Here is a 23,809-nt window from a genome sequence, read left to right as displayed (position 1 = left end):
CATCCTCGCGCTTCTCGCGGCCGCACTGGCAGTGTTCAGCTCAGGTGCACTCGCGCCCCTAGACCCCTAAGGAGAGCACCATGGTCACATCCGAAGAAGGCGCCAACATCACGACCTTCGAGCGGTTCACTGACGCCGCCAACAGCGGTGACTTACAGCGGATCTCTGAGTTGATCGACGAGACCTTCCAACCAGGCGCGATCTTTCACACAGAGGCACCCACCAACGAATCGGGACCGCAAGCGATGAAGCAGGTATGGACCGTCCTGCTGCAGGCTTTCCCCGATATCCACGTCACCGTCAACGACGCAATCGCGCAGCACGACAAAGTGGTCCTCCGGAACACGGTCACCGGGACCCATCGAGGCGATTACCGCGGTCTGGCACCCACCGGAAGAACCATCACCTACAACGAGATCTTCATCGCCCGATTCGCCGAGGGAAAGATCGCTGAAGTCTGGGGCGTCGTCGACGTCTACTCCCAGCTGCGCCAACTCGGGGTGATTCCCACCTAGCCGATCTGTTGAGCCGGTACCGCGCCAGGTTGAGGGGCGGCACGGCCGAAACGGCGGTTGACGCATTTCTTTCGTTGGCTGACAAGCGAAATCGGCCCCTCCCAGGGAGTGAGGGGCCGATTCGCTTACATCCGTTGACTCAGGAGCGGGTCAGCTGTCGCTGCCGCCATCGGAGCCATCGTTTGAGCCCCCGGCGTCATTGCCGGAGCCGTTGGTGTCCGAACCGGTGCCGGCGTTGTTGCTGGTGCTGCCGGTGCCGCTCGCGCTACCGGTGGCCGGGCTGGACGACTCATCCGTGGACGCAGATCCCGAGCCCGTGCCTGCGTTGGTGCCCGAGCCGGTCTTGCCGGGTACTGCCTTGTTGCCGCCGCTGAGATCGGTGGATCCGTTGCGCGATGGCTTCGAGCCGGTCGATTCCTCGGAGCCCGTGGGGTCCGTGGAGCCCTCGGAGCCGGTGGAGCCCTCGGTGTCCGTGGATCCCGCGGAGCCGGTGGAGCCCTCGGTGTCCGTGGACCCCGTGGTCTCGTCGGTGCCGTCGACGACATCGGTGCTGTTGGAAGCGGGCGTCTCCGTCGCAGGTGCTTCTTCCTCGATGACCGTGCCGGCTTCGCCGCCATCGGCGCCGGCGCCGTCTACCTCGGACGGCTCACTGGCCGTTGGCGTCCCAGTTGCCTCGGGCTGCGGAGAGAACGATGCCGTGAGGGCCTTGATCGCATGGGTCACCGCGGCGCTGGTGTCCGAAATGCTGCTGACGGCATCGTGCTCGACCGCGGGTAGCACCTCGGCAACACTGGTCTCCGCATCGGCCTCGACCGCTGGTGCTTCCTCGACGACGTTTGCTGACAACTCGCGGGCGGCGGCCGGCGCATGCCAGCCAATTGCGGTCGCAATCATCTGAGGAATGGTTACCAACAGCGTTTGGATCAGGCCCCTGTTGAGTATCGAAGTCCCAGTGGTGAACAGGCCTGATGTCCCTGCCGCCACTCCGTTGTAGTAGCCATTCAGGATCGCGCCAGCGAGTAGGGCCGGACCGTTGATGACAGCGCCCAATGCCCCTACCGGATCGCCAGCGTTGATCGCGTCGAGAACACCCTGGGCGATATCGCCGGACGCATTGATGACACCCTCAATCGGATTCAACACACTCAGCCCGAGCGGCATCAATATCTCCGGCACCACGGCGAAAGCGTTCACCAGGTTCTGACTCATGCCGATGGGGATCTGCATGATGTTGATCAGCGGATTCGCGAAAGCAAACAGGCGGAACACGACATTGCTGAGATTGGCCGCTGCGCCGGTGATGTTGCCAGTCGCGAGGTTGTTGACGGCCTGCCGGAACCAGTACGCCCCTTGATAGTCCTCTGCCGATGTGAAGAAGCGAATGTAGCTCATGGCTGCGGCGTCGATTGAGCTGAAGAGCAACTGCCCGTTGGCGACCTGGTTGGCGATGACCTGCTGCAGGATCGGAAAGGGATTGGCGGCGATGTCGCCGCCAATATGCGAGATGTTGTTGAACGTCGTCCCGAAGACCTCCATCCATGCAGTGATGGGGTCAGTGAGGGCGGTGAGTTCCACCGCGGCCGACGAGGTATGAATCGCCGAGACCGTCGCGTCGGCCAGTCGTGGTGCGACCGGGCTGATCGGACTCACTGCTATGACAGCGGCACTGGCTAGAGCCACACCGGCAGTGAAGGTTGATCGTATAGCTAACTGCATGTGGGGCTCGTTTCTGCGCGTGATCTTGGACGCTGTAGAAGCTACCTGAGGAAATTCTCAGGTAAGCCGCCCGAATGAAGCTGGTCGTGAACCAGTGCAGAAGCGCCGTTTGTCGGCAATCCGAGACGATGTGCTCCGGCGCTGGTCGCCAAGGGTGCATCTCGTCCTGAAGCAAACTGATCTTTGTGGGCTATTGCTTCAAGTGGAAAGTAGTTTCGGCGGAACTGGAACCAGTTCCTGCCCGTGATGGGTAGCGGTGAGCCTCGTGTCCCAAACCGATTTTTGCTGGATGTTTATCCGCTCCTGAACTGGAGATTTGGCATCGCTTTATGAACGATCATCATTGGTGTTTCATTAAGATTCCGTAGATAACAGCAAATCAAGAACGGCCTGTGTCTGTGCGGCTGAAATCGGTGCGATCTGCCTGGCTCGGAGGAACCGCGGGGCAAGCCGCGTGGGTCCGAAAGTGCTGCAAGAAATCGGACGCTAGCACTGCGGAAACCGGCTGGTCGCAGCGCGAACAGCAATCGACCAACTCGGTTCCAGCAAACTTTGTGGAGAACGGAGCTCTCATGTCGAGGGCCGCCAGAATCTATCGGGGCACCGCTGCCATCTGACCGCCGGAAATGTGTGCGACCCAGCCCCTCGTCGGCACGATCCGAGGGTCGACGACGGCAAGGCGGCCTCCTGAACTCGGCGAGAACCGCGCCTAGGTCGATAGCATGCATTCAACTTGTCGACTCGAAGGGACGGTATGGCGGCCATCCGTGGGGTTTCTGTGATTTTGATTTCTGTGCTGGCGGTCGCGATGGTCTCGGCGGGTGCGGCGTGGGCGGGTGGCCCCGCCGGAGTGGTCGAGGACAGCGACATGTCCAGGGCCGTCGGTTCCGGCGTACTCGACGGAGCGCTGACGGGTTTCGCCGCGTCCGGTCCCACCAACGCGTCGGCAGCGGAAGCCGTGGTGGCGGCCTGTCAGAACGCAGGCGCCGAGCAGTGCAGCAGTGACGAGGTGACCAACGACGTCTTCTGCGTGGTGTCCGTGGGCGCCGACGACGGTAGCGGCATCGTGTCGGGTGGCGCCGGAGAAACCGTCGAAGCGGCCCGTGCTGATGCATTCCAGCACGTTGGTCAGGCCGACCTGGTGCTCGATCCAGGAGCCCGGGTTCTTGCGTCGTCCTGCCCGTGAGTGGCGATTCGGTGGACAGGATTCTCGGCGGGAATGAGGGGGCTATGACGGTTCGCAACAAGTACGTGAATTCGCTGCTGTTGGCGAGTGCGGTTGTGGGGGCGCTCATCTCGGCTCCCGTCGCCAGCGCTGTGCCGACCTGTCAGGACGGCGGCAGCGTGACCAGATGTGAGACCAGCGGCAGCGTGTCGATCAAGGCGGTACCGACGCCCCGGGCACCCACCGTGGCGGACATCAACAACAATCAGCGCAACAGGAACAGGTCGGGGATCGTCCTGTCCTGGTGACGCATCGCGAACCGGGCCTGCGCGTCGGTGAACCTCATCCCACTCTTGTGAGCAGGACTGCCTCGGCGAACGGCAATCGCGTGAAGATCGGCCGCCAGAGCCCCGTCACCGACGGCGCCGCCTCGGCCTTCGACATGACCCGGGGCGCAGTGACCGCGAAGGTCCTGCCGTAGCGGCGGATCTGCCCGCCGTCTGCGGCGATGACGTTCTTGAGCCAGTCCCGGTCCGGGCCATAGGTGAGCAGGATGGCAATGCCGTCGTCGGTGCTGAAAACCGTGAGCGGGGTGCGGTAGGGCTTGCCCGACTTGCGGCCGACGTGTTCGAGAATTCCCATCGTCGGCACCCAGCCGGCCCACAGCCGTTGGATCGGGTTTGTCACGTGACGGTTGAACCGAGCCAACCATTGCGGTAGCTGCATCACACCATCAAACTCTTAGCTCATGGCCTATCTCAAGCCCCCGTGGTTCACCCGCGTGATCTTCAACAGGGTGGCGATGGCGACGGGTGTCGGCAACAGCGAGACATTGACTGTCACCAGGCGTGTGAGTGGGCAGCCGCAGCAGATCCCGGTCGTCGTGCCCGAGGTTGCCGGCGTCAAGTACCTGGTCTCGACCCGCGGTGAGACGGACTGGGTGCGCAATGTGCGGGCCGACGCCGCGGTGCGGGTCGGCGACGTCAGCTACGTGGCGGCTGAAGTCCCCGTCGAGCAGCGGGCCCCGATCATCGCCGAGTACCGACCGTTGGCCGGAAGGGTCGTCGACGGTTACTGGCGCAAGCTGCCCGGCGACGCCGACCACCCGGTCTTCGCGCTGACACCCGCGCCGTAGTCGCTCCCACTACACCCTGTAGTTGGTCGCTGGCGATTCGGCTGGAACACTGGTGCCCATGTCCGTCCCCCCGAGCACCGAGACATCGCAGCGCTTGTTCGCCGAGGCCGCCGCAGTGATCCCCGGTGGCGTGAACTCGCCGGTCCGGGCGTTCAGCTCCGTGGGCGGCACGCCGAGGTTCATCACCAAGGCCAATGGCTGCCTGCTGACCGACGCCGACGGCAACGAGTATGTCGACCTGGTGTGCTCGTGGGGACCCGCACTGCTTGGCCACGCCCATCCGGCGGTGGTCGAGGCCGTGCAACGCGTCGCCGTCGACGGTCTGTCCTTCGGAGCGCCCACGCCGGCCGAGACGGAATTGGCCACCGAGATCATCGGCAGGGTCGCAGCGGTGCAGAAGCTGCGGTTGGTGAACTCGGGAACCGAGGCCACCATGAGTGCCATCCGGTTGGCTCGCGGCTTCACCGGCCGCGCCAAGATCATCAAGTTCTCCGGTTGCTACCACGGCCACAGCGACGCGCTGCTGGCCGACGCCGGCTCGGGTGTCGCGACGCTGGGCCTGCCGTCCTCGCCGGGTGTCACAGGCGCTGCCGCCGCCGACACCATCGTGCTGCCCTACAACGACGTCGCCGCGGTGGAGGAGACGTTCGCATCCTTCGGCGACGAGATCGCCTGCGTCATCAGTGAAGCCGCCGCGGGCAACATGGGCACGGTCGCACCGCAGCCCGGCTACAACGCTGCGCTGCGTCGCATCACCGCCGAGCATGGCGCACTGCTGATCCTCGACGAGGTGATGACGGGATTCCGGGTGAGCCGCGCCGGCTGGTACGGCGTCGACCCGGTGGATGCCGACCTGTTCACGTTCGGCAAGGTGATGAGCGGTGGCCTGCCCGCCGCGGCGTTCGGCGGCCGCGCCGAGGTCATGGACCGGCTGGCCCCGCTCGGGCCGGTGTATCAGGCGGGCACACTGTCGGGTAACCCGGTGGCGACGGCCGCGGGTCTGGCCACGCTGCGGGCCGCCGATGACGCCGCCTACGCGACACTGGACGCCAACTCCGCCCGGCTGTCCGGGCTGGTATCCGATGCGCTGACAGAAGCCGGTGTGGCGCACCAGATCTCGCGAGCCGCGAATATGTTCAGCGTCTTCTTCTCCGATGCTCCTGTGACGAACTTCGCGACGGCCAAGGCGACGGACACCTGGCGCTTCCCGCCGTTCTTCCACGCACTGCTCAACGCCGGGGTGTACCCGCCGTGCAGTGCCTTCGAGACGTGGTTCGTCTCGACGGCGCTCAACGAGCAGGCGTTCGACCGGATCGCCACCGCGCTGCCCGATGCCGCCCGTGCCGCCGCGGCCGCCGACCGGCCGGCCACCTGATGGCAGAGACGACCACCGTGCACGTGATGCGGCACGGCGAGGTGCACAACCCCGAGAAGGTGCTGTACGGACGGCTGCCCGACTACCACCTCTCCGAGCGCGGCCGGGCGCAGGCACAGTCCGCGGCGGACTGGTTGGCGCGCAACGACGTCGTCTACGTGGTGGCCTCGCCGTTGGAGCGGGCGCAGGAGACCGCGGCGCCCATCGCTGAGAGCCACGGGCTGCCCATCGACACCGACGCCGATCTCATCGAGTCGTGGAACCAGTTCGAGGGGGAGCGGGTCGCACCCGGGGACGGGGCGCTGCGCGACCCACGGAACTGGCCCAGGCTGCGCAATCCCATGAAGCCGTCGTGGGGTGAGCCCTATGAGGAGATCGCGCCTCGCATGACCGCGGCTCTGCACCGGGCCCGAGTGCATGCCGAAGGCCACGAGGCGGTCTGCGTCAGTCATCAGCTGCCCGTCGAGACGCTGCGTCGCGCGATGACGGGACGCAAGCTGCCGCACCTGCCGCTGCCACACAGCCGGCTGTGCAACCTGGCCTCGATCACGTCGTTCACCTTTTCCGGTGATCGCCTGGTCAGGTGGGGTTACACCGAACCGTGGGGCCTGTAGCGCGATGATTGGCGGGAAGTGGCTGGCGATCGGCGTGGCGGCGGTAACACTGCTGCTGACCGGATGCTCCACTGGTAACGACGCCGTCGCCCAGGGCGGCTCATTCGAGTTCGTCGCTCCCGGTGGCAAGACCGACATCTTCTACGACCCGCCGGAAAACCGCGGTAAACCCGGTCCGATCTCCGGGCCCGAGCTGACCGACCCGGCGAAAACGGTGTCACTCACCGACTTCGAGGGCAAGGTCGTGGTGATTAACGTCTGGGGCCAGTGGTGCGCGCCATGCCGCTCGGAGATCCCGGAACTGCAGAGGGTCTACGACGAGACGCGCGAGCGAGGCGTCGCGTTCCTCGGCATCGACGTGCGCGATAACAACCGCCAGGCCGCGGTGGACTTCGTGCTCGACCGCAACGTCACCTTCCCGTCGATCTACGACCCGTCGATGCGGACGATGATCGCGTTCGGCGGCAGATATCCCACCACGGTGATCCCGTCGACGATAGTGCTGGACCGCCAGCACCGGGTGGCGGCGGTGTTCCTGCGAGAACTGCTCGCCGAGGATCTGTTGCCCGTCGTCGAACGGCTGGCAGGCGAGCCGGCGACATGAGTGTTCTGGCAGCGAGCCTCGAACAGGTCGGTGACCTGGTGTCGACCGGACCCCTCCTGCTGGCCCTGGGTGTCAGCGCGCTGGCGGGCCTGATCTCCTTCGCGTCGCCGTGCGTGGTGCCCCTCGTGCCCGGCTACCTGTCCTACCTTGCGGCCGTAGTCGGTGTGGACGACGAACCGGGCCGGCAGAACGGCGGTGTGGCCCTTCGCACGGCGCGGTGGCGCGTCGCGGGTGCGGCCGCGCTCTTCGTCGCGGGATTCACGGTCGTGTTCTTGCTCGGCACTGTGGCCGTCCTCGGGATGACGACCACGCTGATCGTCAATCAGCTTCTGCTGCAACGCATCGGCGGCGTGGTGACGATCGTGATGGGCCTGGTGTTCGTTGGCTTCATCCCGGCACTGCAGCGTGAGGCGAGATTCACGCCGCGGCAGGTGTCGACGATTGGCGGGGCGCCACTGCTGGGTGCGGTGTTCGGTCTGGGCTGGACGCCGTGCCTCGGCCCGACGCTGACGGCGGTGATCGCGGTGTCCTCGGCGACCGAGGGGGCGAATGTGGCGCGCGGCGCGGCGCTGGTGGTGGCCTACTGCCTTGGTCTTGGAATCCCGTTCGTGCTCTTGGCGTTCGGATCGGCGCGTGCGATGCGGGGCTTGGGCTGGCTGCGCCGGAACACCCGGACCATCCAGGTTTTCGGCGGCGTGCTGCTGATCCTGGTTGGTACGGCGCTGCTGACCGGGCTGTGGGCTGACTTCGTGTCCTGGGTCCGCGATGCCTTCATCACCGATACGAGGCTGCCTCTGTGAAACCCGTCAAACGCCTCGCCGCGTACGTCCGCAACACGTGGCGAACCCTGACCTCGATGGGTACCGCGCTGGCCCTGCTGTTCCTGCTGGCGCTGGCGGCGATCCCGGGCGCGCTGGTGCCGCAGCGCAGTCTGAATGAGGCCAAGGTCGACGAGTACCTCGCCGATCACCCGGTGCTGGGGCCGTGGTTGGACCGCGTGCAGGCCTTCGACGTCTTCTCCAGCTTCTGGTTCACCGCGATCTATGTGCTGCTGTTCATCTCGTTGGTGGGCTGTCTGACACCGCGGCTGGCCGAGCACGTCCGGAGCCTGCGCACGACACCGGTCGCGGCGCCGCGCAATCTGGCGAGGCTGCCCAAGCACTTCGAGGGTGAGACCCCGGGCGATGTCGAGGCTGTGGCGCAGCAGACCTCGCAGCGGCTCAAGGGCTGGCGGCAGACCACCAGGCGCCAGGGTGAACAGATCGAGATCTCCGCTGAGAAGGGTTATCTGCGCGAGTTCGGCAATATCGTCTTCCACTTCTCACTGCTGGGTCTGCTGGTCGCGATCGCCGTCGGCAAGCTGTTCGGGTACGAGGGCAATGTCATCGTCATCGCCAACGGGGGACCCGGCTTCTGCTCGGCCTCGCCCGCCGCGTTCGACTCGTTCCGGGCGGGTAACACCGTCGACGGCACGTCGCTGAACCCGATCTGTGTGAAGGTCAACGACTTCGACGCCACCTACCTGCCGACGGGTCAGGCGCTGAGCTTCGCCGCCAACGTCGAGTACCAGGCGGGCGAGGACCTCGAGTCCAACACCTGGCGGCCCTACCGGCTCGAGGTGAACCACCCGTTGCGGCTCGGCGGTGACCGGCTCTACCTGCAGGGCCATGGCTACGCGCCGACGTTCACCGTCATCTTCCCCGACGGGCAGACCCGAACCCAGACGCTGCAGTTTCGCCCGGACGACCCACAGACGTTGCTGTCCTCGGGCGCGATGCGGTTCGACCCGCCCGCGGGTACGTATCCCGACGCGGGGGACCGGCGCAAGAATCAGATCGCCATCCAGGGGTTGTTCGCACCGACGGAGCAGTTGGACGGCACGCTGCTGTCATCGAGCTTCCCCGCGCTCAACGATCCCGCCGTCGCCATCGACGTCTACCGCGGTGACGCGGGCTTGGACACGGGCCGGCCGCAGTCGGTGTTCTCCCTTGATTCGCGGCTCATCGGCCAGGACCGGTTGAAGAAGGAGGCGCGGGTCAACCTCGGGGAGGGCGAGTCGACCCGGCTCGCCGACGGCACGATCGTCCGATTCGACGGCGCGGTGCCGTTCATCAACGTGCAGGTTTCCCACGATCCGGCGCAGGTGTGGGTGCTGATCTGGTCGATGTCGATGATGGCCGGACTGCTGGTCTCACTGGTGGTGCGCCGGCGCCGCATCTGGGTTCGTATCGGACCCGCGCAGCCGGGTACCGTGAGCCTGGAATTGGGCGGTCTCGCGCGCACTGACAACTCCGGTTGGGGTGACGAGTTCGAGAAGTTGACCGCGCGGCTGGTGCCGCACGCGGGAGAGAGGGCGCTGGATCGCACATGAACACCTATGACATCGACATTGATCTGGCCCGGTACTCGGACTGGGCATTCACATCGTCGACCCTGATCCTGGTTGCGGCGATGCTGTTGCTGGCCGTCGAACTGGCCTACAGCCGCAGCCGCAAGGTTGAGGAGCGTGAACTCGTCGGCGCCGCAGCCGGCTCGGTTGCCGCCGACAGCGCCCGGCCCGGCGTCGTCGCCGATGTGCCGCGCCGCCCAGTCGACGAGCGGATCGGTCGGGCGGGGCTCGCCCTCGTCTACGTCGGCATCGCGATGCTGCTGGTCTGCATCGTGCTGCGCGGCCTGGCCACCTCACGCGTGCCGTGGGGCAACATGTACGAGTTCATCAACCTGACCTGCTTCTGCGGCCTCGTCGCCGCCGCGGTGGTGTTGCGGCGGCCGCAGTACCGCGCGCTGTGGGTCTTCGTCCTGCTGCCGGTACTGATCCTTCTGACGGTGTCGGGCCAGTGGCTGTACAGCCACGCCGCGCCGGTGATGCCAGCGCTGCAGTCCTACTGGCTGCCGATCCACGTGTCCGTGGTCAGCCTGGGTTCGGGGGTCTTCCTCGTCGGCGGTGTCGCGAGCATCCTGTTCCTGCTCAAGATGTCCTCGTTGGGCGCGCCCGGACGCGAGGGTGTGGTCGCGAGCATCGTGTCCCGGCTGCCCGACGCGCAGACGCTCGATCGCATCGCGTACCGCACGACGATCTTCGCGTTCCCGGTATTCGGATTCGGCGTGATCTTCGGCGCCATCTGGGCCGAGGAGGCCTGGGGCCGCTACTGGGGTTGGGACCCCAAGGAGACGGTGTCCTTCATCGCCTGGGTGATCTACGCCGCCTACCTGCACGCCCGTTCGACGGCGGGCTGGCGCGACAAGAAGGCGGCCTGGATCAACGTCGCCGGGTTCATCGCGATGGTGTTCAACCTGTTCTTCATCAACCTCGTCACGGTCGGACTGCACTCCTACGCCGGGGTGGGCTGACTTGGCTTACTCGGGGTCGCCAACAGCGTCCGATCCGCCGACCGGGTTCCGGGCGCAACAGCGCTTCAGCGACCCATCGGAGACGGTGCCCCCGGAGTGGACCGCGCCGACCCCGCCGCGGGGCATTCCGCTGGCCCCACTGCTGGCCGCGGCTGCTCAGGCGGGGCCGGTCCCGACGGTCGTGCCCGTCGAACCTGCGGTCCCTGCCAGCTTCTTCGATCCTGGTGCCGACCTGTCATCCATCGCGCTGCTCGGCCAGCCCAAGCGCAAGCCGTCGCAGGGCTGGAGACGGTGGCTCTACCTCACGTCGGGAACGCTGATCAACCTCGGCGAGGGACCCCGCGAGATTCACCGCAGAGCCATGGCGACGCAAGCCAGCCGTCCGTTGCGTGGCTGCTATCGGATTGCGCTGCTATCGCTGAAGGGCGGCGTGGGCAAGACGACGATCACCGCGACGATGGGTGCGACATTCGCGTCGGTCCGCGGTGACCGGGTGATCGCCGTCGACGCCAACCCCGACCGCGGCACGCTGAGCCAGAAGGTGCCGCTGGAGACGCCGTCGACGGTGCGCCACCTGTTGCGCGACGCCGAGGGCATCGAGAGTTACAGCGACGTCCGCAATTACACGTCGCAGGGGCCAAGCAGGCTCGAGGTGCTGGCCTCGGAGAGCGACCCCGCGGTGTCGGAGGCGTTCAGCAGCGACGACTACGCCCGGACGCTCGAGGTCCTGGAACGCTTCTACAGCCTCGTGCTCACCGACTGCGGTACCGGCATGCTGCACTCGGCGATGTCGGCTGTGCTCGACAAGGCCGACGTGCTCATCGTCATCAGCTCCGGTGCGGTCGACGGCGCCCGTAGCGCGTCGGCGACGCTGGACTGGCTCGACGCGCACGGCTACCAGCAGTTGGTGCAGGACGCGATCGTCGTGGTCAATGCGGTCCGGCCGCGGTCGGGAAGGCGCGGTCCTCGCGTCGATCAGGGCAAGGTCGTCGATCACTTCGCCCGGCGGACTCGCGCGGTGCACGAGGTGCCGTTCGATGCGCATCTGGAGGAGGGCGCCGAGATCAGCCTTGATCGGCTGCGGCCAGAAACCCGTGACGCGCTGGTCGAACTGGCGGCCACGGTGGCAGCCGGGTTTCCGGCCACGCGTTGAACCTCAGCGGGCGTCGGGGTCGGGGTGATTGAGCCTGCGCAGGAATTCGGGGTCGTCGTCCGGGCCAACCACCCGGGTCCGCGGAGCATTGGCAGAGGCTCGGTAAAGCCGCCAGGCCGCATAGGCCAGCCCCGCCAACATCGAGACGACGAGTAGGTAAACCACAGAGAACCTCCTTCACCCGAATATACGCGTCGTCGGTACGCTCGTTCCCATGAGTCAAGGTCGACCGGGAACCCGAATGTTGCTCGACATGGCCGCGTACGCCGGTGCGCGGTTGGCCCTGGTCGCCGCTCTGACCGGTGTGATCGTCGGTGTCGGCCACCTGATCGGCGTCGGTGACTTTCCGGTGGTCGTGGCGCTGCTGTTTGCCATCGTCGTCGCCCTGCCGCTGGGTATCTGGCTCTTCGCCCCGCTGCGGCGGCGCGCGACTGCCAGCGTCGCGGAGTTCGATGAGCGCAGGCGATCGGACAAGGAACAGCTGCGCGCCCGGTTGCGTGGAGACGGCCCCTCCGACGCCTGAGTCGACGCCTGACCAAACCATGACGTTGCGCCGGGGCATTCGGCGCTGAATTCAGCGACCCCGCGGTACTCCTACCTCATGTTGTCAATGTTTCTTGACGCCTCCACGATGTCAACCTAGATTGACAGCATGACGGGAATCGAGGGTCTCGACGCCGACGCGATGAGCGCAGTTGACCCTGCCGAGGGCCTGCGGGCGGTGCGCGCCCTACAGCGACTGCAGGAGCGACTCGAGGCCGTCCACGTCCTGAATGCCCGTGAGCAGGGATGGAGCTGGCAGGCGATCGCCGACGAACTCGGTGTGAGCAGGCAGGCGGTCCATCAGAAGTACAACCGGAGGAGATGATCATGTTCGAGCGATTCACTCGCAGCGCTCGGGTTGCCGTCGTCCTGGCGCAGGAGGATGCGCGTGAACTCGAGGCGCGAGAGATCAAGCCCGAGCACCTTCTCGTAGGAGTCCTGCAGAGCTCGGATCACGCCCTGTCGACATTGCTCGGCGGTTTCGGCCTCACAGCCGATGCCGTCCGCGCACGGTTGATGTCAGGGCTGGGCGGCGACGAGCAGTCGTTCGACGAGGACGCGGAAGCCCTCCGATCGATCGGTATCGACCTGGGCGCCGTTCGAGACAGCGTTGCCCGGAGATTCGGCGCGGACGCATTCGACAATGCGCTCCATCGCTCCGGTCGGCGCAAGGGGCGCCGCGGACACATCCCGTTCACCCGGTCCGCCAAGAAGTCGCTCGAACTAGCGTTGCGGGAAGCGATCCACCACGGAGACAAGGAGATCCGCAGCGAGCATCTGTTACTGGGCATATTGCGCGGCGCGGATGAGAGGGCTATCGGGCTCATCGGTGAACACGTGCAGATATCGCAGTTGCGCGGCTCGATCCTCCACCTGCTCGACGACGCGGCGTGAGTGGGTGCGAAGGCTAGTGAAACCACAGGGGCAGAAGAGTTTTCACCAATTCAGCGAGCCCGCGCAAACTCGTATCCGACACCGGCGTGTCGCCCGCAGACACGCGCACTCGCGGGTGGTGGGGGCTAGCCGGCGAGGGTGAGCGCGGCGGCGACGGCGATCGACCACACGAGCATCGTCAAGCCGGTGTCGCGCAGCACGGGAATCAGGTCGCGGCCACCGAGACCCTTGCGCACCGGTGCTGCGGCGCGCACCGCCAACGGCAGCGCGACAAGTCCCACCGCGCACCAAGGTGTCGCCAGCATCAGCACCAGCGTCAGCGCGAACGCCAGCACCACCAGCGCCTGAAACAGCACCCGCGTGCGGGCGTCACCGAGGCGGACGGCCAGCGTGATCTTGCCCGACGTCTTGTCGGTGGGGATATCGCGAAGGTTGTTGGCCACCAACACCGCAGAGGACAGCGCGCCGGTCGCGACGGCCAGCGCGGCGCCGACCCAGTCGACGCGCAACGCCTGGGTGTACTGCGTGCCGAGCACGGCGACCAGACCGAAGAACACGAACACCGCGACCTCGCCGAGTCCGTGGTATCCGTACGGCGTCGACCCTCCGGTGTACAGCCACGCGCCCGCGATGCATGCCACACCGATCGCGATCAGCCACGGGTCGCTCACGAGGGCCAGAGCGAGGCCCGCCGCGGCGCCGATGGCCAGGCTGGTCATGGCCGCGGTCAGGACGGCGCGCGGTGACGCCAGCTTCGATCCGACGAGCCGCAGCGGTCCGGTCCGCACGTCATCGGTGCCCCTGATGCCGTCGGAGTAGTCATTGGCGTAGTTGACGCCGACTATCAGGGCCAGCGACACGACCAGAGCAAGCAGTGCCTTCCACCAGACGGCCGAGCCCAACCATGCGGCCGCGCCCGTTCCGGCGAGGACAGGGGCAACGGCGTTGGGCAAGGTTCGGGGACGGGCGCCCTCGATCCACTGCGCGATACTGGCCACGGCGTCATCCTCGCATTGCGGGCGGGCCGTCGACGCCGGGGATGCAGGACAATGGACCAATGACCGCGGATGCGAGGGGCTAATCGGGTGCTTGGAATCATCGGTGGCAGTGGTTTCTACTCGTTCTTCGGACCAGAGGCGCGCAGTGTCGACCTGGACACCCCGTACGGGGCGCCGAGTGCGCCCATCACGGTGGGCGAGGTCGGCGGGCACGAGGTGGCGTTTCTGCCGCGGCACGGCGTCGGTCACGAGTACTCCCCGCACACCGTGCCGTACCGCGCGAACATGTGGGCGCTGCGAGCGCTCGGCGTGCGACGCGTGTTCGGCCCGTGCGCGGTCGGCAGCCTGACCCCCGAGCTGGGGCCCGGCGCGATGGTGGTGCCCGACCAGCTCGTCGACCGCACCAGGGCACGGCTGGACACGTACTTCGACTCCGGCGGCATTCACGTCGGGTTCGCCGACCCCTACTGCCCGACGCTGCGAGGGGCCGCGACCGGCCTGCCCGGGGTGATCGACGGCGGCACCATGGTCGTCATCCAGGGTCCCCGGTTCTCCACCCGTGCGGAGAGCAAGTGGTTCGCCGATCAGGGCTTCAGCTTGGTCAACATGACCGGATACCCCGAGGCAGTGCTCGCCCGCGAACTCGAGATGTGTTACGCCGCCATCGCATTGGTCACTGATCTGGATGCGGGCATCGAGGCGGGGTCGGGCGTCACGACCGTCGATGTGTTCGCGGAGTTCCAACGGAACCTGGTGCCGTTCAAACAGCTGCTGCACGAGGCCATCGCTCAGGTGGATGCGGAGCGCACCTGCACGCACTGTCTTGCTCACGACGGTGTGGACCTTCCGTTCGAACTGCCGTGAGGGTCCTGCTGACCGGCGCCGCCGGGTTCATCGGGTCGCGGATACGCGCCGCGCTCACCGCCGCCGGGCACGAGGTCATCGCGATGGACGCCATGCTCAGCGCTGCGCACGGCGATACCTCGGCACCGCCCGACGGCGTGCTGGAGGTGGACGTCCGGGACCCGTCGGGTCTGGCCTCGCTGCTTCCTGGGGTCGACGTGGTCTGTCACCAGGCGGCCGTGGTCGGCGCGGGCGTTGACGCCGCCGACGCACCGAACTACGGCAGCCACAACGACTTCGGCACCACGGTGCTGCTGGCCGAGATGTTCGCGGCGGGCTGCCGCAGGCTGGTGCTGGCCTCGTCAATGGTGGTCTACGGCCAGGGCGGCTACGACTGTCCCGAGCACGGCGCCGTCGACCCGCTACCGCGCACGCGCGCCGACCTCGACGCCGGGGCCTTCGATCATCGGTGCCCCATCGGTGGTGAGCCACTGCAGTGGCGGCTGGTGGGGGAGGACGCCCCGCTGCGGCCGCGCAGCCTCTACGCGGCCAGCAAGGTGGCCCAGGAGCACTACGCGCTGGCGTGGGCCGAGGCGACCGGCGGTTCCGTTGTCGCACTGCGCTATCACAATGTCTACGGACCTCACATGCCGCGCGACACCCCGTACTCGGGCGTCGCGGCTATCTTCCGGTCGTCCATCGAACGAGGTGAGCCGCCAAGAGTTTTCGAGGACGGCGGCCAGATGCGCGACTTCGTGCACGTCGACGACGTCGCGGCGGCCAACGTCGCGGCCGTCTCGGCGCAGCGGGATGGGTTCGCCGCATTCAACGTGTGCTCGGGCAGGCCCGTGTCGATCCTCGATGTGGCGAGCAGGCTCTGTGAGGCCCGCGACGCGGCACCGCCGGTCGTGACCGGTGACTACCGCAGCGGTGACGTCAGGCATATCGTCGCCGACCCGGAGCGGGCCGCTGACGTGCTGGGATTCCGCGCGGCGATCGATCCGCGCGACGGACTGGCGGAGTTCGCGTTCGCGCCGTTGCGGGGCTGAGGCATTTTCTGGGCGAGCGAAGCGAGGGGGTGCGCATTCTGGGCGAGCGAAGCGACGGGGTGCGCATACTGACGATGTGAAACTCGACATCTGTCAACAATTCGGCATCGACTTTCCGCTGTTCGCGTTCAGCCACTGCCGCGACGTCGTCGCCGCGGTCACCAACGCCGGCGGCTTCGGTGTGCTGGGTGCGACGGCGTACACCCCCGAGCAGCTGGACCGCGAGCTGTCCTGGATCGATGACCACGTGCACGGTAAGCCCTATGGTGCCGACATCATCGTGCCCGCCAAGTTCGAGGGCAAGGGCGAAGGCCTGACCCGTGACGACCTCGCCCGCCGCATCTCCGATGACGACCGCCAGTTCGTGGCGACGCTGCTGTCGGCGCACGGTATCGAGCCCGAGGCGTCGCCGCGGCTGGGTGGCACCATGCTGTCCGGCGATACCGGCCCCGAACTTCTCGACGTGGCGATGAGCCACCCCATCAAGCTGATTGCGAACGCGCTCGGGGTGCCGCCGGACTACATGATCGAGGCGGGTCGCGAGCGCGGCGTCCCGGTCGCCGCCCTGGTCGGCGCCAAGGAACACGCCCTCAAACAGGTGGCCGCGGGCGTCGACCTCATCGTGGCCCAGGGCACCGAGGCCGGCGGACACTGCGGTGAGGTGAGCACCCTGGTGCTGATCCCCGAAGTACTCGACGCCATCGAGCAGGCTGGTGCGAATGTGCCCGTCCTCGCCGCGGGCGGGATAGTCACCGGCCGACAGATGGCCGCCGTGGTCGCGATGGGTGCCGCGGGCGCCTGGACCGGTTCGGTCTGGCTGACCACCGAGGAGGCCGAGACCGCACCGCACACCGTGCAGAAGATGCTCGCCGCCACGTCCCGCGACACCGTGCGTTCCGCGGGACGCACGGGAAAGCCCTCGCGCCAGCTGGTTTCGGACTGGACCGATGCGTGGCAACCCCACGCCGATGGCCGCCAGCCGCTACCGCTTCCGCTGCAGTCGATGTTGGCCGAGCCGGTGCTGCGCCGTATCGACACCCTCGCCGAACAGGGCCACCCCGGTGCGCAGGAGCTGGCCACCTACTTCGTCGGGCAGGGCGTCGGGATGATGAACAAGGTCAAACCCGCGCGCGAGGTGGTGCTGGAGTTCATCGACGACTACCTGGCGGCCGCCGAGCGGCTGAGCGGCACACTGCCGGACTAGATATGTCTCACTCGCCGCCGGCCAGCGGCAGCCGAACCTCGAACCGGGCACCCGTGTCCAGGTTGTAGGCCGACACCGTGCCGTGGTGCGCCTGAACCAGGCCCGCGGCGATCGCCAGGCCGAGCCCTGAGCCGCTGGGCAGTGAGGCGTCCGAACGGGGCACCCGATCGTTGGAGCCCCGGTAGGCGATGTCGAAGACGCGGGTCAGGTCGGCTTCGTCGATGCCGACGCCGGTGTCGTCGACCCGCGCCCAGGCCCCGCGCTCGTCGGCGCCGATCGCGAGTTCCACGGTGCCGCCCTCCGGGGTGTGCGCGATGGCGTTGGCCACGAAGTTCGACAGCACCCGCACCAGGGCCCTGTCGCTGCCAATAACCCGGACGGGATCGGCGGGTACGTCGGAGCGCAGCATGACGCCTGCCCGCTCGGCGGCGATGCGATGCGCGGCGAGAACGTCATCGACGACCTCGTCGAGTGCGACTCGGTCATAGGCGGGTTGGACTGCGCCAGCGTTGATCTTCGACATCTCGAACAGGTCATCGACCATCTCCGAGAGCCGGATGGTCTCGTGTTCGATGTGCTTGGCGTGCGCGCGCACCTCATCGTCGGCGACCACGCCGTCGGCGATGGCCTCAGACACCGCGCGGATACCGGCCAGCGGCGTGCGCAGGTCATGGCTGACGAAGGCGACCAGGCGGCGCCGGGACTGCTCGGCGGCCTGCTCGGAGTCGCGGATCTCCCGCTCCCACACCATCCGCCGGGCCTGATAACGCGCCAGCATGATGGCGGCCGGAATGGTGACGACCGAGACGATGACGAGCACCACGACGATGCGCTCGAAACCGTCCGACAACATGAAGCCGCTGGCGCCGAGGAATCCGGTGAACGTGGCCACCGTGGGGATCAGGGCGAGGACCACCATGCTGACCGCCAGCGACCACGACCGCGCGAGACGAATCACTATGGCGCCCACCGCGACGACCGGCACCGAGCACGCCAGCGCGATGACGACGATCCCCCACAGGTCAGTCGATTGCATCCGGTGCCCGGCTCCACATGTAGCCACGTCCCCAGACCGTCTGCACGCGGTGTTCGTCACCGAGTTTCGAGCGCAGCCGCTTGACGTGCACCGTGACGGTCGACAGATCACCGAAGTCCCACTGCCACACCCGCTTCAGAAGTTCCTCGCGGCTGAAGACGGTGCCGGTGTGGGTGAGGAAGAACAGGAGCAGGTCGAACTCACGGTTGGTCAGGCTGATCGGCTGCTGCCGGATGAGCACCGACCGCGCCGCCGCCGAGACCGTCATATCGCCCACGCTCACCACCACCTGCGGGGCATCGGCGGAGCCGGGGGAGCGGCGCAGCACCGAGCGGACCCGCAACGCTAACTCGCGTGGGCTGAACGGTTTGGTGAGATAGTCGTCCGCGCCGGCCTCGAGACCGGCAATGCGGTCGTCCTCCTCGCCGAGTGCGGTCAGCAGGATGACGGGGACGGTGTAGCCGCCGCGTTCGCGCAGTGCCTGGCAGAGCGCGAGGCCGCTGGGACCCGGCATCATCACGTCGAGCACCGCTACGTCGATCTGCTCCGAACCGAGTGCGCGTAGCGCCTCGTGACCGTCCTTCGCGACCGTCACGGCGAGGCCGTCCCGCTCGAGATAGCGGCGCACCACATCGCGCACGACGATGTCGTCGTCGGCGATCAGCACACGGGTCACAACGTCCAACCTAGCCCCGCATGGCCACCACCTGCATGGACGTCACGGATTCGTCAGCGGTCAGGGGTTTGCACACCGGGCAGCGCGGCTAGCCTCGGGCTTGTGAACCGGTGTCAGGTCACGGTGGTGCTGCCCTGCCTCAACGAGGCGCAGTCGTTGCCCGGCGTGCTCGCCGCCATCCCGGAGGGTTATGTGCCGCTGGTCGTCGACAACAACAGCACCGACAGCACCGCTGAGGTGGCCAGACGGTGCGGTGCCGAGGTGGTCCGCGAGAGGCAGCCCGGCTACGGCGCCGCCGTCCACGCCGGGGTCGTCGCCGCGAACACGCCATTGGTGGCGGTCATCGACGGGGACGGTTCGATGGACCCCGGCGATCTCCCCGCATTGGTGGCCGCGGTCGTGGCCGGGGCCGATATGGCGGTGGGGCGGCGCAGGCCCCTGCCGACCACTAGATGGCCGTGGCACGCGCGGCTGGGCACGGCCGCGGTGTGCTGGCGGCTGCGCCAGCGGCACGGCATCGATGTGCACGACATCGCACCCATGCGGGTGGCCCGCAGGGACGCTTTGCTGGCGCTGGGTGTAGCCGACCGGAGGTCTGGGTACCCGCTGGAATTACTGGTCCGGGCGGCCGCCGCGGGCTGGAGTGTGGTGGAGCGCGACGTGCCCTACGGCTCGCGCACCGGCGGCAAGTCGAAGGTCAGTGGCTCGCTGCGAGGCAGTGTGGTTGCGGCCCTTGACTTCTGGCGGGTGATCTCATGACGCTTCAGGTGACCGTGCTGGTGGTTGCCAAGGCCCCGGTGCCTGGCCTGGCCAAGACCCGCCTGGCCAGGAACCTCGGTGCGCAGCTCGCGGCTGACGTCGCCGCGGCGGCCCTGTTGGACACCCTGGACGCCGTGGCGGACACGCCCGTGGTGAGCCGGGTCGTGGCGCTGACGGGGGACTTGTCGGCCGCATGCCGTGGGGTCGAGATCACGCAGCGGCTCACCGGCTTCACGGTGGTGGAACAGCGTGGAGCCGATTTCGCCGAACGCCTGGCCAACGCCCACGCCGACGCCGCGCGGATCTGCCCCGGCCTGCCCGTCCTGCAGATCGGGATGGACACCCCGCAGGTCAGCGATGATCTCCTCGCCGAGACGGCGGTGACGCTGCTGGGCACCGACGCGGTGTTGGGCATGGCGACCGACGGTGGGTGGTGGGTGCTTGGCGTTTCCACGCCGAGCCTGGCCCAGTGCCTTCGCAACGTACCGATGTCGACGTCGGACACCGGTGCGCTCACGCTTGCCGCCCTGCGCGACGCCGGGGCTGAGGTGGAACTGGTGCCCGAACTGGCCGATGTCGACACCATCGAGGATCTCGCCGCCGTGCGACGAGTGTGCAGGCCGGATGGACGTTTCCATCGCGCATCGCAAGCAGCGGGGGTATGACATGTTCGGCAATCTCTACGACGAGGCACTGACAGGTGAGAGATGTTGGCTCCGGCATGACGACGGCAGCGTGCACGGGCTGCCCGTGCACCGCTGGCTGGGCCGACGCGCTGACAACGCGTTCGACAACGCGGTCCTGGGACTGTGCGACGGCCCGACGATCGACCTCGGTTGCGGGCCGGGGCGGTTCGTCGCACATCTGGTGAGGCGCGGCGTGCCCGCGCTCGGTGTGGATCAGTCGGCGACCGCCGTCGAGTTGGCCCGCCGCCGTGGTGCACCCGCGCTGCGGCGAGACGTCTTCGACCCGCTGCCCGGCACAGGTCGCTGGTCGACGGTGCTCCTCGCCGACGGAAACGTCGGGCTGACCGGTGATCCCCGCCGCGTGCTGCATCGGGCAGGTGAACTCCTCAGAGCCGGCGGCCGCTGCGTCACCGAGATCGATGAGAAGACCGAGGACGTCATCGTGCGGTGGGTTCGGCTGGAGTCATCGCGCACCATCGGGCCGTGGTTTCGCTGGGCGACGGTGGGCCTCGACGGTGCACGGCGGGTCGCAGACGAGGTCGGGCTGACCCTGTCGGCCGTGGACCGCATCGGAGGACGGGTGCTCGCCACGCTGGCCGCGGCGTGACTCCGTCGGCGTCACGCCGCACCGCGGTGACGGCGCGGGTGGGGGTCGCGCTCGGCGTCGCGATCGCGACGTGCTTTCTCACCGGTCTGATAAGCCATTTCATCCAGCACCCCCAACCGTGGTTCTACTGGCCGACGCGGCCGGTGTGGCTGTACCGCCTCACTCAGGGTCTGCACGTCGCCACCGGGATCGCGGCGATCCCGCTGCTCATCGTCAAGCTGTGGTCGGTGTGGCCGAAGTTGTTCGAGCGGCCGATCATCGGCGGGCCGGCCCGCGTGCTCGAGCGTGGCTCCATTCTGGTGCTTGTCGCGGCGATGGTCTTTCAGCTCAGCACCGGCCTGGTGAACACGGCGCACTGGTATCCCTTCGGGTTCTTCTTCACCACGAGTCATTACGCGATGGCGTGGGTGGCGTTCGGTGCGCTCGTCGTACACATCGGGGTGAAGCTCCCGGTGATCCGCCAGGCGCTCGGTGAACCGTTGGAGAGCGACGTGCCAAGTGGTGGCGCCATCGGGCCGAGCAGGCGCACCGTGCTCGTGGGCGCGGGCCTGGCTGCGGGTTTGGCAACGCTGGTCACCGTCGGTCAGACCGTCCCGTGGCTGCGCAGGGTGTCGGTCCTGGCCCCGCGTTCCGGCGAGGGACCGCAGGGGGTTCCGATCAACCGGTCGGCATTCGCGGCCGGTGTGCTGGCCAGTGCGCGGGCGCCGGAGTACCGGCTGACGGTCGCCAACGGATCAACCACCAGGGCGTTCTCCCTCGGTGACCTGCAGGCCATGCCGCAGACGACGCACCGGCTGCCGATCTCGTGCGTCGAGGGCTGGAGTGCCGACGCGGAGTGGACGGGAGTGACACTGGGCGAGCTGATTCGGGCGGTGGATGCCGATCCGGACTCCGACGTCCGGATGATCTCCTTGGAACCGCCGGGTCCATACTCGCGGACCACGTTGCCCGCCCGCCACTCACGTGATGAGCAGACCCTGATCGCGCTCAAACTGAACGGCGAGGTACTCGACATCGATCACGGCTACCCCTGCAGGCTTATCGCGCCGACGAGACCCGGTGTGTTGCAGACGAAGTGGCTGTCCCGGATCGAGGTGCTCTGATGCGAACGGCGCGAGCGGCGCTGGTCGTCATCGGCATCGCGATCGGCGCCTACGGTGTGGTGCTGCTCTTCGAGAACCCCATCGAGGTGATGGTGCGCATCGCGGTCTGGGCGGTGGTCGGTGCGGTGCTGCACGACTTCGTGTTCGCGCCGGTGGCCGCGGCTCTCGGCCTTGCGGGTCGCCGGCTCTTTCGCGGCCGGTGGTGGACGCCGGTGTCAGTGGCCGGACTGTGCAGTTGCGTGCTTGTGCTGCTGGCGATCCCGGTCTACACCAGGCCCGGCGCGCACGCCGACAACATGACAGTGCTCGACCGCGACTATCCGCGGGGATTCTGGATCGCGATCGCCGTCGTATGGGCGTGCGTGCCGCTGTACTACCTGCTCACGCGGGTACTACCAGTTCGTCAGGATGAGATGGTTGAGCGCCAGCGCGCCGATGACGTTGAGAGCCAGCCACCACCGGTGTGATCGCGGCGGTAACAGGGCGGGCGCCGCCGTCAACCAGACCGTGAACGGCAGCCAGATGCGTTCTACCTCGGCCTTGCTCAGCATGCTCAGATCTGCGCACACGATTGCCAGCAGCGCGCCGAGGACCACCAGGTGCAGGCCCGAGCGGCGTCTGATCGCCGCGATGTCGAACGCCCGGCCGATACCGGCCACCGTGCCCAGTCCGATCGCACAGACCACCGCCGCCAGGTTCCCCCACGACCAGTACTGGAATGCGCGGTCCAACGCGATACCCTGCCAATAGCGTTCCTGCACCAGGTGATAGCCCTCGAACCACCAGAAACCGGCCAGGGCGAACACCCCGACGACGGCGAGCGCCATCAGCACCGCGGGGATGAGGGCCCGCAGCGCGGCGCGGAGGTCCTTGGCGGACAGCAGAACCGCGACGGCGGGCAGTGCCATGAGGCCGATGCCGTAGTTGAGGAAGATGGCCCAGCCCAGAAGGAGGCCGGCGCCCGCGGCGGTGAGCACCGGCAGGCGCGTCGTGCCGCGGACGGCCAGTGCCAGCAGTGCGAGACCCCAGGCGGCAACGCCCGCGAAGTAGCCGTCGGCCGAGACCGCGATCCAGATGGCGGTCGGCGCAACGGCGACGAAAGGCGCTGCCAGCCGGGCGGTGGACTCATCTGCCAGCGCTCGCACCGCCACCACGATTGCGGCGGCCGCGCTGGAGCCGACCAGCAGGCACAGCGCACCCGCCCACGCTCCACCACCGAGGCCGATGCGGTCCAGCCAGACGAATGTCAGCAGTGCGCCGGGGGGATGACCGGATACGTGGGTGATCCACGAGTCCGGCTGGAAGTCGAGGATGCGGCCGGCGAAGGTGCGGACCGCCTCGGGGATATCGTCGACAGTCGGGACCTGGCGCAGGTACTCGTGGCGGGCGGCGAGGCGGCCGGCGAATCCGCGCTGCCAGCCGTCGATCATCGCCAGCGAGAACGCCCACGCGCACGACGTCGCCCACGTCACCCAGGGCACGGTGCGCCAGGGCAGTCGCTGCGCGACCGACTGGCCGGCCAGCACGGCGGCCGCACCGATCACGATCGCAGGCGCGGTGCCCCATCCGACGTGGGCGTTCCACCAGCCGAAAATCGGGGCGGTGTCTGCGAAGGCCCGCAATCGCTGGGGTGTGGCATTGATCAAAGGCGTGACGATGCCCAGGTTGAGATGGGGTACGACGAACGCCGCCACCACCAGCAGGAGGGCCATCGTGACGGCCACGACGTCGCGGCGGGCGAATGCGCGGCCGGAGTGCTTCACACCCTCACCCTAGGTTGAGT

Annotated in this window: 29 protein-coding genes; 22 read left to right on the top strand and 7 right to left on the bottom strand. The window is 67.6% G+C overall.

Annotated elements, in window-relative coordinates; translation table 11 throughout:
- Positions 1-80 precede the first annotated feature (80 nt).
- A complete protein-coding gene (locus ACZY0X_RS02745) occupies positions 81-515 on the top strand; it encodes an ester cyclase (RefSeq protein WP_463768054.1) in 435 nt (144 codons plus the stop codon).
- 150 nt (positions 516-665) lie between these two features.
- Here the strand turns inward: ACZY0X_RS02745 and ACZY0X_RS02740 are convergent, their stop codons facing one another.
- Positions 666-2,195, bottom strand: coding sequence for a hypothetical protein (locus ACZY0X_RS02740; RefSeq protein WP_463768053.1), 1,530 nt, complete (start codon positions 2,193-2,195; stop codon positions 666-668).
- An 814-nt stretch (positions 2,196-3,009) separates the two neighbouring features.
- Between ACZY0X_RS02740 and ACZY0X_RS02735 the strand changes: the two genes are divergently transcribed.
- Entirely contained in the window at positions 3,010-3,417 is a 408-nt protein-coding gene (locus ACZY0X_RS02735) for a hypothetical protein (RefSeq protein ID WP_463768052.1), read from the top strand.
- A gap of 44 nt (positions 3,418-3,461) precedes the next feature.
- On the top strand, positions 3,462-3,704 hold the full coding sequence (locus ACZY0X_RS02730) for a hypothetical protein (RefSeq protein ID WP_463768051.1): 243 nt from the start codon (positions 3,462-3,464) through the stop codon (positions 3,702-3,704).
- A gap of 34 nt (positions 3,705-3,738) precedes the next feature.
- Here the strand turns inward: ACZY0X_RS02730 and ACZY0X_RS02725 are convergent, their stop codons facing one another.
- Positions 3,739-4,122: a nitroreductase family deazaflavin-dependent oxidoreductase gene (locus tag ACZY0X_RS02725; protein ID WP_463768050.1), complete on the bottom strand. Its 384-nt coding sequence runs from the start codon at positions 4,120-4,122 to the stop codon at positions 3,739-3,741.
- A 22-nt stretch (positions 4,123-4,144) separates the two neighbouring features.
- Here ACZY0X_RS02725 and ACZY0X_RS02720 point away from each other — a divergent pair, with 22 nt between their 5' ends.
- The 8 genes from ACZY0X_RS02720 to ACZY0X_RS02685 are packed head-to-tail and all read left to right on the top strand — an operon-like array spanning position 4,145 to position 11,628.
- A complete protein-coding gene (locus ACZY0X_RS02720; protein ID WP_463768049.1) occupies positions 4,145-4,531 on the top strand; it encodes a nitroreductase/quinone reductase family protein in 387 nt (128 codons plus the stop codon).
- Between the two features lie 58 nt (positions 4,532-4,589).
- Positions 4,590-5,906: a glutamate-1-semialdehyde 2,1-aminomutase gene (gene hemL / locus ACZY0X_RS02715; RefSeq protein WP_463768048.1), complete on the top strand. Its 1,317-nt coding sequence runs from the start codon at positions 4,590-4,592 to the stop codon at positions 5,904-5,906.
- Entirely contained in the window at positions 5,906-6,520 is a 615-nt protein-coding gene (locus ACZY0X_RS02710) for a histidine phosphatase family protein (protein ID WP_463768047.1), read from the top strand. Before hemL ends, ACZY0X_RS02710 begins: the two co-directional genes overlap by 1 nt.
- Before the next feature lie 4 nt (positions 6,521-6,524).
- Positions 6,525-7,124 (top strand): TlpA disulfide reductase family protein, encoded by a 600-nt coding sequence (locus ACZY0X_RS02705; protein WP_463768046.1) that lies wholly within the window; start codon positions 6,525-6,527, stop codon positions 7,122-7,124.
- Entirely contained in the window at positions 7,121-7,924 is an 804-nt protein-coding gene (locus tag ACZY0X_RS02700; protein WP_463768045.1) for a cytochrome c biogenesis CcdA family protein, read from the top strand. The genes ACZY0X_RS02705 and ACZY0X_RS02700 overlap by 4 nt, the downstream gene beginning before the upstream one ends.
- A gap of 56 nt (positions 7,925-7,980) precedes the next feature.
- Entirely contained in the window at positions 7,981-9,495 is a 1,515-nt protein-coding gene (locus tag ACZY0X_RS02695) for a cytochrome c biogenesis protein ResB (RefSeq protein WP_463768741.1), read from the top strand.
- A complete protein-coding gene (ccsB, locus tag ACZY0X_RS02690; protein WP_463768044.1) occupies positions 9,492-10,475 on the top strand; it encodes a c-type cytochrome biogenesis protein CcsB in 984 nt (327 codons plus the stop codon). The genes ACZY0X_RS02695 and ccsB overlap by 4 nt, the downstream gene beginning before the upstream one ends.
- A gap of 1 nt (position 10,476) precedes the next feature.
- Complete coding sequence (locus ACZY0X_RS02685; RefSeq protein ID WP_463768043.1) at positions 10,477-11,628, top strand: MinD/ParA family ATP-binding protein; 1,152 nt, start codon at positions 10,477-10,479, stop codon at positions 11,626-11,628.
- 3 nt (positions 11,629-11,631) lie between these two features.
- On the opposite strand, the gene ACZY0X_RS02680 is transcribed toward ACZY0X_RS02685, so the two are convergent.
- The gene (locus ACZY0X_RS02680) at positions 11,632-11,793 is read right to left on the bottom strand and encodes a hypothetical protein (RefSeq protein ID WP_463768042.1); all 162 of its coding nucleotides are present in this window, start codon (positions 11,791-11,793) and stop codon (positions 11,632-11,634) included.
- A 49-nt stretch (positions 11,794-11,842) separates the two neighbouring features.
- Between ACZY0X_RS02680 and ACZY0X_RS02675 the strand changes: the two genes are divergently transcribed.
- From ACZY0X_RS02675 to ACZY0X_RS02665, 3 genes are all read left to right on the top strand, one after another.
- Complete coding sequence (locus tag ACZY0X_RS02675; protein WP_241401112.1) at positions 11,843-12,151, top strand: DUF4229 domain-containing protein; 309 nt, start codon at positions 11,843-11,845, stop codon at positions 12,149-12,151.
- A 129-nt stretch (positions 12,152-12,280) separates the two neighbouring features.
- Positions 12,281-12,496 (top strand): helix-turn-helix domain-containing protein, encoded by a 216-nt coding sequence (locus tag ACZY0X_RS02670; RefSeq protein ID WP_463768041.1) that lies wholly within the window; start codon positions 12,281-12,283, stop codon positions 12,494-12,496.
- 2 nt (positions 12,497-12,498) lie between these two features.
- Positions 12,499-13,065: a Clp protease N-terminal domain-containing protein gene (locus ACZY0X_RS02665; RefSeq protein WP_463768040.1), complete on the top strand. Its 567-nt coding sequence runs from the start codon at positions 12,499-12,501 to the stop codon at positions 13,063-13,065.
- A gap of 125 nt (positions 13,066-13,190) precedes the next feature.
- Here the strand turns inward: ACZY0X_RS02665 and ACZY0X_RS02660 are convergent, their stop codons facing one another.
- Positions 13,191-14,063, bottom strand: a complete 873-nt coding sequence (locus ACZY0X_RS02660; RefSeq protein ID WP_463768039.1) for a 1,4-dihydroxy-2-naphthoate polyprenyltransferase — start codon at positions 14,061-14,063, stop codon at positions 13,191-13,193.
- Between the two features lie 69 nt (positions 14,064-14,132).
- Between ACZY0X_RS02660 and ACZY0X_RS02655 the strand changes: the two genes are divergently transcribed.
- The 3 genes from ACZY0X_RS02655 to ACZY0X_RS02645 all read left to right on the top strand — a co-directional run bounded on the left by ACZY0X_RS02655 (position 14,133) and on the right by ACZY0X_RS02645 (position 17,159).
- The gene (locus tag ACZY0X_RS02655; protein WP_463768038.1) at positions 14,133-14,927 is read left to right on the top strand and encodes an S-methyl-5'-thioadenosine phosphorylase; all 795 of its coding nucleotides are present in this window, start codon (positions 14,133-14,135) and stop codon (positions 14,925-14,927) included.
- Positions 14,924-15,955: an NAD-dependent epimerase/dehydratase family protein gene (locus ACZY0X_RS02650; protein WP_463768037.1), complete on the top strand. Its 1,032-nt coding sequence runs from the start codon at positions 14,924-14,926 to the stop codon at positions 15,953-15,955. Before ACZY0X_RS02655 ends, ACZY0X_RS02650 begins: the two co-directional genes overlap by 4 nt.
- Positions 15,956-16,031: 76 nt before the next feature.
- Positions 16,032-17,159 carry a nitronate monooxygenase gene (locus ACZY0X_RS02645; protein ID WP_463768036.1) on the top strand — a complete coding sequence of 376 codons (1,128 nt, stop codon included), beginning with the start codon at positions 16,032-16,034 and terminating at the stop codon, positions 17,157-17,159.
- A 7-nt stretch (positions 17,160-17,166) separates the two neighbouring features.
- Here the strand turns inward: ACZY0X_RS02645 and ACZY0X_RS02640 are convergent, their stop codons facing one another.
- Complete coding sequence (locus ACZY0X_RS02640) at positions 17,167-18,195, bottom strand: sensor histidine kinase (protein ID WP_463768035.1); 1,029 nt, start codon at positions 18,193-18,195, stop codon at positions 17,167-17,169.
- Positions 18,182-18,871, bottom strand: a complete 690-nt coding sequence (locus ACZY0X_RS02635; protein WP_463768034.1) for a response regulator transcription factor — start codon at positions 18,869-18,871, stop codon at positions 18,182-18,184. Before ACZY0X_RS02635 ends, ACZY0X_RS02640 begins: the two co-directional genes overlap by 14 nt.
- A 102-nt stretch (positions 18,872-18,973) precedes the next feature.
- Between ACZY0X_RS02635 and ACZY0X_RS02630 the strand changes: the two genes are divergently transcribed.
- From ACZY0X_RS02630 to ACZY0X_RS02610, 5 genes are read left to right on the top strand one after another with little or no spacing between them, the layout of a single operon-like run.
- Complete coding sequence (locus ACZY0X_RS02630) at positions 18,974-19,630, top strand: glycosyltransferase (protein ID WP_463768033.1); 657 nt, start codon at positions 18,974-18,976, stop codon at positions 19,628-19,630.
- Positions 19,627-20,295, top strand: a complete 669-nt coding sequence (locus ACZY0X_RS02625) for a TIGR04282 family arsenosugar biosynthesis glycosyltransferase (protein ID WP_463768032.1) — start codon at positions 19,627-19,629, stop codon at positions 20,293-20,295. The genes ACZY0X_RS02630 and ACZY0X_RS02625 overlap by 4 nt, the downstream gene beginning before the upstream one ends.
- Position 20,296: 1 nt before the next feature.
- On the top strand, positions 20,297-20,923 hold the full coding sequence (locus ACZY0X_RS02620; protein ID WP_354524930.1) for a class I SAM-dependent methyltransferase: 627 nt from the start codon (positions 20,297-20,299) through the stop codon (positions 20,921-20,923).
- On the top strand, positions 20,920-22,026 hold the full coding sequence (locus tag ACZY0X_RS02615; protein ID WP_463768031.1) for a molybdopterin-dependent oxidoreductase: 1,107 nt from the start codon (positions 20,920-20,922) through the stop codon (positions 22,024-22,026). The genes ACZY0X_RS02620 and ACZY0X_RS02615 overlap by 4 nt, the downstream gene beginning before the upstream one ends.
- Positions 22,026-22,493 carry a hypothetical protein gene (locus ACZY0X_RS02610; RefSeq protein WP_463768030.1) on the top strand — a complete coding sequence of 156 codons (468 nt, stop codon included), beginning with the start codon at positions 22,026-22,028 and terminating at the stop codon, positions 22,491-22,493. The genes ACZY0X_RS02615 and ACZY0X_RS02610 overlap by 1 nt, the downstream gene beginning before the upstream one ends.
- Here ACZY0X_RS02610 and ACZY0X_RS02605 read toward each other — a convergent pair.
- Positions 22,419-23,738, bottom strand: coding sequence for a hypothetical protein (locus tag ACZY0X_RS02605; RefSeq protein WP_463768740.1), 1,320 nt, complete (start codon positions 23,736-23,738; stop codon positions 22,419-22,421). The genes ACZY0X_RS02610 and ACZY0X_RS02605 overlap by 75 nt on opposite strands.
- Between the last annotated feature and the right edge of the window lie 71 nt (positions 23,739-23,809).

It is taken from the genome of Mycobacterium sp. IDUB_39, from assembly GCF_055419205.1.
Note: the sequence above shows the minus strand (reverse complement) of the source record. Positions and strands in the feature narration are given on the sequence as shown.